The organism is Intrasporangium sp. (assembly GCF_030452765.1).
Classification (GTDB): Bacteria; Actinomycetota; Actinomycetes; order Actinomycetales; family Dermatophilaceae; genus Intrasporangium_A.
In genome coordinates this window covers 32,801-40,814 of record NZ_JAKDLO010000016.1, presented here as the reverse complement: position 1 = coordinate 40,814, position 8,014 = coordinate 32,801, and the positions used below count along the sequence as shown (strand labels likewise).

At 71.4% G+C, this 8,014-nt stretch carries 5 protein-coding genes and 1 pseudogene; 2 read left to right on the top strand and 4 right to left on the bottom strand.

Features of this window, described 5'->3' with window-relative positions; translation table 11 throughout:
* Positions 1-137: 137 nt before the first annotated feature.
* The 3 genes and pseudogenes from L0H79_RS03760 to L0H79_RS03750 form a co-directional block, all read right to left on the bottom strand.
* Entirely contained in the window at positions 138-2,300 is a 2,163-nt protein-coding gene (locus tag L0H79_RS03760) for a beta-glucosidase (protein ID WP_301483209.1), read from the bottom strand.
* 495 nt (positions 2,301-2,795) lie between these two features.
* The gene (locus tag L0H79_RS03755) at positions 2,796-3,272 is read right to left on the bottom strand and encodes a DedA family protein (protein ID WP_301483208.1); all 477 of its coding nucleotides are present in this window, start codon (positions 3,270-3,272) and stop codon (positions 2,796-2,798) included.
* Positions 3,273-3,306: 34 nt separating this feature from the next.
* Positions 3,307-3,869, bottom strand: a pseudogene (locus L0H79_RS03750) (cysteine hydrolase family protein).
* Between the two features lie 119 nt (positions 3,870-3,988).
* Here L0H79_RS03750 and L0H79_RS03745 point away from each other — a divergent pair.
* The gene (locus L0H79_RS03745; RefSeq protein ID WP_301483207.1) at positions 3,989-4,825 is read left to right on the top strand and encodes an RNA methyltransferase; all 837 of its coding nucleotides are present in this window, start codon (positions 3,989-3,991) and stop codon (positions 4,823-4,825) included.
* A 109-nt stretch (positions 4,826-4,934) separates the two neighbouring features.
* On the top strand, positions 4,935-5,564 hold the full coding sequence (locus L0H79_RS03740; protein ID WP_301483206.1) for a VOC family protein: 630 nt from the start codon (positions 4,935-4,937) through the stop codon (positions 5,562-5,564).
* Between the two features lie 12 nt (positions 5,565-5,576).
* On the opposite strand, the gene L0H79_RS03735 is transcribed toward L0H79_RS03740, so the two are convergent.
* A complete protein-coding gene (locus L0H79_RS03735) occupies positions 5,577-7,958 on the bottom strand; it encodes a cation-translocating P-type ATPase (RefSeq protein ID WP_301483205.1) in 2,382 nt (793 codons plus the stop codon).
* Positions 7,959-8,014: the final 56 nt, after the last annotated feature.

The window sequence follows — 8,014 nt, the reverse complement described above, 5'->3', positions numbered from 1 at the left end:
CCGTCGCCTTGAGCGTCTCGGGCCACATCGTGTCGTTGAAGCACGTCGCGAAGAGGGCGACGCGCCGGCGCGTCGGGGTGCTCACCTTCGTAGCATCCCTGCGCGGGCCGCGGTCCGCAACCCCGGCCGTATGACGCTCAGCCCGCGGTGATCGTCGCCGTGTGCGGGGTGTCGTCGGCGGAGGTGCCGACGAAGACCGTGTAGTCGCCGGCCACGGTCTGGAAGCTGCTCGTGGCGTAGTCCCAGACCGAGAACGGGTGGTTGCTGGCGGCCGGGTCGATGGTGACCGTGACCTGGCTGGTGGTATCCGGCTCGAGGGCGACCTTCTGGAAGCCGACGAGCCGCTTGGGCGGCTGGTTGGCCGCGGGCACCCCGAGGTAGACCTGCACGACCTCGGCGCCGGCACGCTCGCCGGTGTTGGTCACCGCGGCCGTCACGGTGACCGGCGAGCTAACCCCGCCCGGCGCGTCGACGGCGACGTCGGCCAGCTCGAAGCTCGTGTAGGACAGTCCGTGACCGAAGCCGAAGAGCGGCTCGATGCCCTGGCCATGGAACCAGCGGTAGCCCATCTGCAGGCCCTCGGAGTAGCGGATCACCGGGTAGCCGTCGCCCTCGTCGGTGCCGGGGTAGCGCTCGGGGTGTCCGGCGTAGAGGGTGTCGTCCTCGGACCGCGGGTAGCTGGTGGGCACCTTGCCGGACGGGTTGGCCACGCCGAGGAGCAGGTCGGCGACGACGTGCCCGTCCTCGGCGCCCTGGTTCCACACCTCGAGCACCGCTGGTGCGGCTTCGATCCACGGCATGAGGACGGGGTTGCTCCCCTTGAGCACGACGATGGTGGTCTCGCCCACGGCGAGCAGCTCGGCGAGCATGCGGTTCTGGTCGTTGAGCATGTTGGCGTGCGGCTGGTCGGCGCCCTCGGTGGCGATCAGGCCGGCCATGAGCACGACGACGTCGGCGTCGGCGGCGGCACGTCGTGCCTCGTCGAGGTTGGACAGGTCGTCGGCGACCGTAACCTTGGTCACCGTCGCGGACGAGCCGAGGTCGGCGAGCACGTCGCGTAGGCCGTCGAGCGGCGACACGGTGTACAGCGGGACGACCTTCGACGAGCCGCCCCCGCCGAGGCAGGCCTCGTCGACGAACGCGGACTGTCCGATGACGGCGATCGACCCGACGTGTGGGTCGAGGGGAAGCAGCGCGCCGTCGTTCTTGAGCAGTACCGCGATCTGGGTGCCGATGCTGCGGGCGATCGCGCCGTGCGCCTGCGCGTCGATCTCGCCTGGGGCGTATGGCCGCTCGAACTGGCCGAAGCGGAACATCTGGGTGTAACGGCGCACCAGTGCCCGGTCGACGGTCTCGATCTCGAGGCTCGTGTCGGACAGGGCTGCCCTGACGTTGGTCTCGCCCAGCCACTTCGCGTCCGGCATCTCGTGGTCCAGGCCGGCGTTGAGCGATCCGGCCGCCGAGCGGCACGACCAGAAGTCGGACTGGACGTAGCCCGTGAAGCCCCACTCGGTGCGCAGGATGTCGGTCAGGGTCGGGCGGCACTCGGTGGCGTAGACGCCCCGGATGCGGTTGTAGGCGCTCATCACCGCGGCGATCTCGGCGTCCTTGACGACCATCTCGAACGGCAGCAGGTACAGCTCGCGCAGCACGTGCTCGTCGAGCTCGATGTTGGTCCGGAACCGCTCGTACTCCTGGTCGTTGACGACGTAGTGCTTGGCCATCGCGATGACGTCGTGGTCCTGGATCGCCCTGGCCACGGCGACGCCCATCACCCCGGACAGGTAGGGGTCCTCGGAGAAGTACTCGAAGTTGCGCCCGGCGATCGTCGTGCGGTGCAGGCACAGCCCGGGTCCCTCGAGCACGTGCTGGCCGAGGGTGGCCGTCTCGGACCCGATGATGTCGCCGTAGGCGTGGGCCAGCTCGGGATCGAAGGAGGCCGCGAGCCCGATCGTCATCGGCAACGACGTCGCCGGGGGGCTCGGGGTCCCGTCGCCCATGCCGACGCCCACCGGACCGTTGGTGATCCGGAAGCGGGGGATCCCCAGCTCCTCGATGCCCGTCACGTGCCGCTCGACCGAGATCTGCGCGGCGAGCTGCTCCAGGTCCGCCCCCTCCTCGGCTGCCTTGGCCGAGAGGCCGTAGATGTCGATGGTCTCCATCGCACCGTGCAGCTGGGCGATCTTCTGTTCCAGGGTCATTGCCGCGACGAGCCGCTCGGCCCGCTCGCGTGGGGTCGCTGACGTGTCTTGCCAGTCGCTCGCCGTGGCGTTGTCGGCGGTCGCTCGCGTGTCGGTCATCCGGAAGGTCTAGCACGTCCCCGGGCGGACAACAACGACGCGGGCTGCCGGAGGGGTGGCTCGCGCCCCGGCATGACCGGGTGTACGGGTTGAGCGAGCGAGGTCTCGCTTGGTCAGCCTCGCACTTTCCGGCCGGGGCGGGATAGTGAGTGGCGCGGTCGGTGTTCGGCCTCGCACTTTCCGGCCGGGGCGGGATAGTGAGTGGCCCCGGGTCAGGCCAGCGGGTTGGCCACCTGCACGTCCGAGAACCTGCCGAAGTCCCGGTCTGCTGTCCACAACTGCCGGATGCCGTGGCCCACGCACAGCGCGGCGACCCGTGCATCGTGCACCATCGGCCCCCGCACTCGGGCGCGTGCCAAGGTGTCGCGAAGGGTGGGCCAGTGCCCAGGGCCCTCGGCGAGCAGCACCACCGACGGCGAGACGAGCCAGGCATCGAGCCGGCTGAGGGCCTGCTCCGGAGTGCTCGGTGGGTCGTAGATCCGCGGGTGCGTCGTGTCAGGGTTCGGCGGGGCGCGAACCGCCGCGGCGACGCCCGACCAGCCACGTCGCCACCCCCACCACCACGAGCGCGACGATCGCGGCCAGCCCGTACCACGACCCGGCCATCGCGGCGAGCCAGGCGTCGACCACTGCAAGCCCGATCGTCGCGTAGACCGCCGCCCAGGCCGCCGACCCGACGATCGCCGCCGGCAGGTAGGAGCCCATCGGCATGCGCAGCGCGCCCGCCGTCAGGTGGATCGTGGTCTGGATCCCGATCGTCAGGTACGACAGCGCGACGGCGACCGGCCCGAGCCGTCGGATCAGCTTCTCTGCCCGCAGCCGGCTGGTCTGGCTGGGCTTGTCGCGCAGCCGCTGCCAGCCGGCGATCGCGCCACGGCCCACCCAGTACGTCGCGTTGGAGCGCAGCATGACGATGCACCAGAGCGCGACGAACGCCTGCCAGAACGGCAGCCGGGTGAGCGCGTCCAGCATGCGACCACTGTAGGTGGGCCTGGCCGCAGCTCGGTCAGGTGGCGGCTCCGAAGTCCACCTCGGCCGCCGGGACGACGGCACCGGTGCGCCCCCGCGCGGCGGTCCACGTCCAGTAGGTGTTCGTATGGGCGATGACCTGCTCGGGGCTGACCGGGACACCCCACGGCCGGAGGTCCTCGGTGGTGTGGCCGTCCTGGACCAGCGTCACCTCATACCCACGGACGAACGCCCCGTGCAGCGTGCCACGCACGCACATATCTGTCTGCGCACCAACCACGACGAGCCGGCCCACCCCCCGCCCGGCGAGGACGCCCTCGAGCTCGCTGTCTTCGACGCATCCGGGTAGGATTTCGACACGAGCGGCTCACCCGCCAGCGGCACGAGCTCCGGGACGTAGCGCCAGCCGTCGGAGCCCTGCGGTAGCTCGTCATCGAAATGCTGGACCCAGACGACCGGCACGCCGGTGGCACGGGCCCGATCCACCAACCCCGCGATCGTGCTGATGACTGCATCACGGTTGTGAGCACCCGCGAGGGGTCGCTCCTGAACGTCGAGCACGAGAAGTGCGGTATCGGGTCGGTCCGCTATAGACGTCATGGGGGGCTCCCTCGGTCGACTCCCCGGGCCCGAGGAGGGGCTTCTCGAACTCTCGTAACGCTACGCGGCACCTCTGGCTCCCCCTGGCTCGGTCAGGACGATGGGATGCTGGGTGCGCCATGAGCGAGCCGACCATCACCTCCGCCGCCAACCCGCGCGTCAAGGCGTTGGTCGCGCTGCGCCGCCGCCGGGTCCGCGAGCAGACCGGACGGACGCTCGTCGAGGGCCACGAAGAGCTCGCGCTCGCCCTCGACGCGGGGGTCCGCCCCCACACCGTCTACGTCTGCGCGGAGCTCTTCAGGCCGGCCGGTCGCGCGGGGGTCCAGGACATCGGTCAGCAGGCCGACCTGCTCGACCGGGTCCGGGCCGACGGTGTCGAGATCGTGCACCTCTCGCGTCCCGCTTTCGAGAGGGTCGCCTACCGGGAGGGCGCCGACGGCCTGCTCGCGCTCGTGGACTCGGTTGGTATGCCGCTCAGCTCGCTGCCCGCCGCTCGCCCGGACCTGCTCGTCCTCCTCGCCCAGGGTGTCGAGAAGCCCGGCAACCTCGGGGCGATGCTGCGCACCGCAGACGCTGTCGGGATCGACGCGGTCGTCGCCGTCGACCCGGTCACCGACTGGGGCAACCCGAACGTCGTCCGGGCGAGCAAGGGAACCGTCTTCGCGGTGCCGGTCGCCGCGGCGACGACGGACGAGGTGCTCGGCTGGGCCCGGACCCACGACCTCCGGCTCGTCGTCACGACCCCCGAGGCCGACCGGCTCCACACCGAGGTCGACTACACCGGCCGGGTGGCCGTGGTGGTCGGCAGCGAGAAGCACGGCGTCGACGACCGGATGCTCGAGGCGGCCACCCACCGGGTACGAATTCCCATGCGCGGCAAGGCAAACAGCCTCAATGTCTCGGTCTCGGCGGCGGTCGTCCTCTACGAGGCGGTCCGTCAGCGCGCGACGCGCTGACCCTCGTCCGGCGATGCCGAAGCGGGCTGGGCGGCATACCTGATGGGCAGGTCCGCTCGAGCGGAGGGGGGTGGTCAAGAGCACCCCTGGGGGTGTGCCACGATGGGGTATGCGAGTTGACCACGTCTCCTACGCGGCGGAGCACGACGGTCTGCAGCCCACTGCGGAACGGCTGTCGAAGCTCATCGGTGTGGAGCCGGTCGACGGGGGGGTGCATCCTCGGTTCGGGACGCGCAACGTCATCCTGCCGTTGGCCAACCACAACTATCTCGAGGTTGTCGGGGTGCTCGACCACCCTGCGTCCGACAAGGCGCCGTTCGGCCAGGCGGTCCGCGCTCGCTCCGAGTGCGGCGGCGGTTGGATGGGCTGGGTCGTCGCCGTCGACGACATTCATCCGGCCGAGGCGCGTCTCGGCCGGCAGTCGGTGGAAGGCAACCGGCACCGTCCCGACGGGGTCGAGCTGCGGTGGCGCCAGCTCGGCGTCAAGGGTCTCATGGCCGACCCCCAGCTGCCGTTCTTCGTCCAGTGGGAGGACATGTCGCTCCACCCGTCCGACGGCGGCTCCAAGTCCTCGCTCAAGGTGCTCGAGATCGCCGGCGACCCCGACCGGGTCCGCGAGTGGCTCGGCCTGCCCACCGCCTTCCGCGATGAGGTCGACTTCAGCTTCGTCGCCCCGCGCGGGACACCTGGCCTGCTCTCGGTGACCTTCGCGACGCCGGACGGCGAGGTCACGATCTAGGCGGTGCGCGCCTCAGCGCTTGAATGCCCGCAGGCGCAGCGAGTTCGTCACGACGAGGACCGACGAGAGCGCCATCGCGGCCCCGGCGATCATCGGGCTGAGCAGGCCGAACGCCGCCACCGGGATGGCGAGCGTGTTGTAGCCGAACGCCCAGAACAGGTTCTGCTTGATGGTCCGCAGGGTCGCGCGGGACAGCTCGATCGCGTCAGCGACCGCGTCGAGATCGGGGCGCACCAAGACGATGTCGCCGGAGTCGATCGCGACGTCCGAGCCCGAGCCCATCGCGAGCCCGAGGTCGGCCTGGGCAAGCGCGGCCGCGTCGTTGACCCCGTCGCCGACCATCGCCACGACCTTGCCCTGCTGCTGCAGCTGCGTGACGACGGCGTGCTTGTCGGCCGGCAGCACGTCGGCGCGGACGTTGGCCGACTCGATGCCGACCTGGTCGGCGACACTGCGCGCGTTGGTCTCCGCGTCTCCGGTCAGCAGGTATGGCGTGAGGCCGAGCTCGCGCAGCCGCTCGACCGCAGCCCGGGACGAGTCGCGCACGGTGTCACCGACGGTGAAGGCCGCGTGGGCCGTGCCGTCCCATCCGACGAAGACGGTCGTGCCCGGGTTCGAGCGGGCGTGCTCGAGCAGACTGTCGTCGACCGTGTCGAACAGCGCCGCCTTGCCGACGGTGACCTCGGTTTCCCTGATCCGGGCCGAGGCACCCTCGCCGGGGTTCGCGGTGAAGTCGGTGATGCGGGGTAGGTCGAGGCGTGCCTGCTGGGCCCCGGCGACGATGGCCCGGGCGATCGGGTGCTCGCTGCCCTGCTCGACCGCCGCGGCTGCCTTGAGCGCCGCCTTCTTGTCGAGGCGGCCGACGACCGCGATCTTCGTCAGGCGCAGGTCTCCGGTCGTCACCGTGCCGGTCTTGTCGAGCACGACGGTGTCGGCTCGGCGGGTGTTCTCGAGGATCTGCGGGCCCTTGATGAGGGCGCCGAGCTGCGCGCCGCGCCCGGTTCCGACGAGCAGGGCGGTCGGCGTCGCGAGCCCGAGCGCGCACGGGCACGCGATGATGAGGACGGCCACGGCGACGGCGAGCGACCTGGCGAAGCCATGACCGGTCGCGAGCCAGGCCACGAGCGTGACGAGGGCGATCGCGAGGACCGCCGGGACGAAGACGGCCGAGACCCGGTCGGCGAGCCGCTGGATCGGCGCCTTGCCGGTCTGAGCCGCCTCGACGAGCCGCTGGATGCCGGCAAGCATCGTGTCGGCGCCGACCTTCCTCGCCTCGATGACGAGGCGCCCGGTCGTGTTGATGGTGCCGCCGGTCACCTCGTCGCCGGCCCGCACGTCGACCGGGGCGGACTCCCCCGTGACGAGGCTGGCGTCGAGGGCGCTCGAACCGTCCCGGACGATGCCGTCGGTGGCGACCTTCTCGCCGGGGCGCACGAGGAACTGGTCACCGACGACGAGCTGCTCGACGGGGACTCGGTGCTCGCCGGTGATCCGGGTGCGCGGGTCGACCCGCAGGAGCGACACCTCCTTGGCGCCGAGGTCGAGCAGGGAGCGCAGCGCCTCGCGTCCGGAGTCCTTGGCGCGGGCCTCGAGGAAGCGACCCACGAGCAGGAAGGTCGTCACGACCGCGGCGGTCTCGAAGTAGAGGTGGTCCGCCCCGGCGAGCAGGGCGACGACCGAGTACAGGTAGGCGGCGAGGACGCCGAGTGAGACGAGGGTGTCCATCGTCGAGGCGAGGTGGCGGGCGTTGACGGCCGCGGCCCGGTGGAACGGCCAGGCGCACCACGCGACGACGGGGGTGGTGAGGACGAGCTGGAGCCACGGGCTCGCCGGGAAGGCCGGGACGACCATGGCGAGCAGGAAGACCGGGACGGTCAGGGCCACCGCGACGACCAGCCGCGCCCTGGGCGTCGCGTCGCCGAGCGTCCGCAGCAGCGCCTCGCGCCAGCGCGCGACGAGCGCCGTGGGCCGGGAGGACGCACCTGCGGCCGCCCGGGGCGCAGCGCTCGCTCCTTCCCCAGCCGGAGCGGCAGGAGAGGCCGATGCGGGGGCGCGGTGGGCGGCATACCGGCTCGTCGTGCGGCTGGGCAGCGGGTCGCGACGCGGCCGTGGGGCGGGTTTTGCGGTCGCGCCGCCGGGGATGACGCCGTCGGGGATGACGCTGGCGCCGTAGCCGGTGCGCTGGATCTCGGAGAGGATCGCCTCGACGGTGACGGGCGCGGCGAAGACGACCTGGGCCTTCTCCGTCGCGAGGTTCACGGTGGCGGACCGGACGCCGTCGACCTTGCCGAGCTTGCGCTCGATCCGGGCCGAGCAGGACGCGCACGTCATGCCGCTGATGGCGAGGCGGACCTCGTGGGACTCCGGGGCGACCGTCGTCATGCCCTCCGTCATCAACCTCTCCTTCCGGCGGTGGCCGTCTCGATCGTAAGCCTCAGGTCGCTCAACGC

Coding starts and splice junctions, on each gene's coding strand:
- L0H79_RS03735 (WP_301483205.1), bottom strand. CDS start 7,958: ATGACGGAGGGCATGACGACGGTCGCCCCGGAGTCCCACGAGGTCCGC.
- L0H79_RS03740 (WP_301483206.1), top strand. CDS start 4,935: ATGCGAGTTGACCACGTCTCCTACGCGGCGGAGCACGACGGTCTGCAG.
- L0H79_RS03760 (WP_301483209.1), bottom strand. CDS start 2,300: ATGACCGACACGCGAGCGACCGCCGACAACGCCACGGCGAGCGACTGG.
- L0H79_RS03745 (WP_301483207.1), top strand. CDS start 3,989: ATGAGCGAGCCGACCATCACCTCCGCCGCCAACCCGCGCGTCAAGGCG.
- L0H79_RS03755 (WP_301483208.1), bottom strand. CDS start 3,272: ATGCTGGACGCGCTCACCCGGCTGCCGTTCTGGCAGGCGTTCGTCGCG.